Source organism: Plesiomonas sp. (assembly GCF_051650925.1).
Lineage (GTDB): Bacteria > Pseudomonadota > Gammaproteobacteria > Enterobacterales > CAMTGL01 > Plesiomonas.
The window spans coordinates 1-1,890 of the sequence record NZ_JBOFRH010000420.1 but is presented as its reverse complement, the minus strand read 5'-3'; the positions used below and the strand labels follow the sequence as shown (position 1 = coordinate 1,890).

The window sequence follows — 1,890 nt, the reverse complement described above, 5'->3', positions numbered from 1 at the left end:
CTGAGCGTGCTGAGGTTGGTTTGCTGGCGTTGCAGTCTGACTTTTATCCGCACTATTACCGCTCGGGGTTGGCGCTGCATCTAATTCACTCTCATCATCATAAGCGCTAAGAGGACGCATCGGCGGTATTGTCGGCTCTCGCTTACCCAGCAAAATATCATCTTCATCCGCAGGCGGTAGATCGGCAACATCATCATCGGCAACGAACTCATCGTCTTCCGCTTGCTGCTTACGACTGCGCGCACCATGGGTAATAAAAGCCACTGGATTTAAGATGGCTGAACCAATATTTTCCGCCAACGTCAGCCATGACAAACCGGTAAACAGAGTCACCGCCGCCGCCCACACGCACAGCAAAATCAGCGTAGCGCCAATACGGGAAAACCAAGGAACAGTGTAATCACTGATGGCCGCACCGATAAAACCACCGGACGGGAAATAATAGAAATCATCGACACTGATCGCGGCTAATCCACAGGACGCGCCAATCAGTAATACGATGCCAATCAGGCGTAATGCCAAATTGAGAAAATCAAAGCGTTCATCGTCACTGCGGCGGCGAAATAATACCCAAGCCGCAATCACTAAAATAGGAGGTATGGTATAGGCCAGTGCTCCGACAGATAAAAATAACGCATCGGCAATCCATGCACCGACACTGCCGGTAATATTTTTGACTGCATCATGCCACGAAGCCTGAGACCAGCTGGGATCTGTGGGATCAAAGCTGAGCAGGGCCACCATCATATAAACCGCAAACACAACACCGACAATCAGAATCGCTTCCATGATGCGGTGCAATCCACTCAGTTTTTTACTGTTTCTGATTTTCTTTTCCACAAGTACCTGGCTCAAGTATGTCTCTCCAGGAGGCAATAGCTAAAGACCAAAAATACGCCGAGCGGCAAAAGCCGCTCGAGCGTTTCAGTCTGGATGAATGACCAGTATTTTAACCAAGCTGAATTTGTTTTGCATCTCTCATGCTTAACGGGTTTTAATCACCAGACGGTTAGTCTGTTTGACCTCTTCCATTACCACATAAGTTCGGGTGTCGTTAACGCCCGGCAGACGCAGCAGGGTTTCCCCCAGCAGCTTACGGTATGCCGACATATCTGGCACACGGGTTTTCAGCAAGTAGTCGAAATCACCGGATACCAGATGGCATTCCTGAATCTCTTCTAACTTTTGTACCGCCGCATTGAACTGGTCAAATACATCGGCTGCCCCACGGTTCAGGGTAATTTCCACAAACACCAGCAGGGATGCATCCAAATAATGCGGGTTCAATAATGCAGTATAGCCATTAATAAAACCCTGACGCTCTAAACGCCGAACCCGTTCAAGACACGGGGTTGGTGACAGACCCACTCGCTTTGATAATTCAACGTTGGAGATACGCCCGTCCTTTTGTAACTCGTTCAGAATATTACGATCGATTCTGTCGAGATCTTTGCTTGGCCGCTTTTTATTCTCTACCATTTTGTTCCACCCGTTTACGTCCTTGCGTGAATTAATTGCTGCTTGAGCTCGAAAAAAGAAACACTCTGCCAACCTACTCGTTATATACTAGCAACATAACCAGCGTTTCTGTTATTACACCGCCTGATTCACCATTAACCATGAGGGTTTCAGATGATTATCGGCATCCCGAAAGAAATCAAAAACCATGAATATCGCGTTGGCATGATCCCTGCGGGAGTCAGAACACTGGTTGCCGACGGGCACCAAGTCCTTGTTGAATCCCATGCTGGCACTCATATCGGATTTACCGATAAAGATTACATTGCTGCGGGAGCATGTATCGTTTCTTCCTCAGATGATGTTTTCGCAAATGCAGAGATGATTGTCAAAGTAAAAGAGCTACAAACAGTAGAACGTACCAAACTCAGA

At 47.6% G+C, this 1,890-nt stretch carries 2 protein-coding genes and 1 pseudogene; 1 reads left to right on the top strand and 2 read right to left on the bottom strand.

What is annotated here, in order from left to right; all coding sequences use genetic code 11:
* Both ACRC27_RS10025 and lrp read right to left on the bottom strand, forming a co-directional pair.
* Positions 1-855: DNA translocase FtsK 4TM domain-containing protein (locus ACRC27_RS10025; protein ID WP_438639802.1), on the bottom strand; the 855-nt coding region annotated here is incomplete at its 3' end.
* A 129-nt stretch (positions 856-984) separates the two neighbouring features.
* A complete protein-coding gene (gene lrp, locus ACRC27_RS10020) occupies positions 985-1,479 on the bottom strand; it encodes a leucine-responsive transcriptional regulator Lrp (RefSeq protein ID WP_010861779.1) in 495 nt (164 codons plus the stop codon).
* A gap of 153 nt (positions 1,480-1,632) precedes the next feature.
* Here lrp and ACRC27_RS10015 point away from each other — a divergent pair.
* Positions 1,633-1,890 (top strand): annotated as a pseudogene (locus ACRC27_RS10015) (alanine dehydrogenase); the annotation flags it as partial.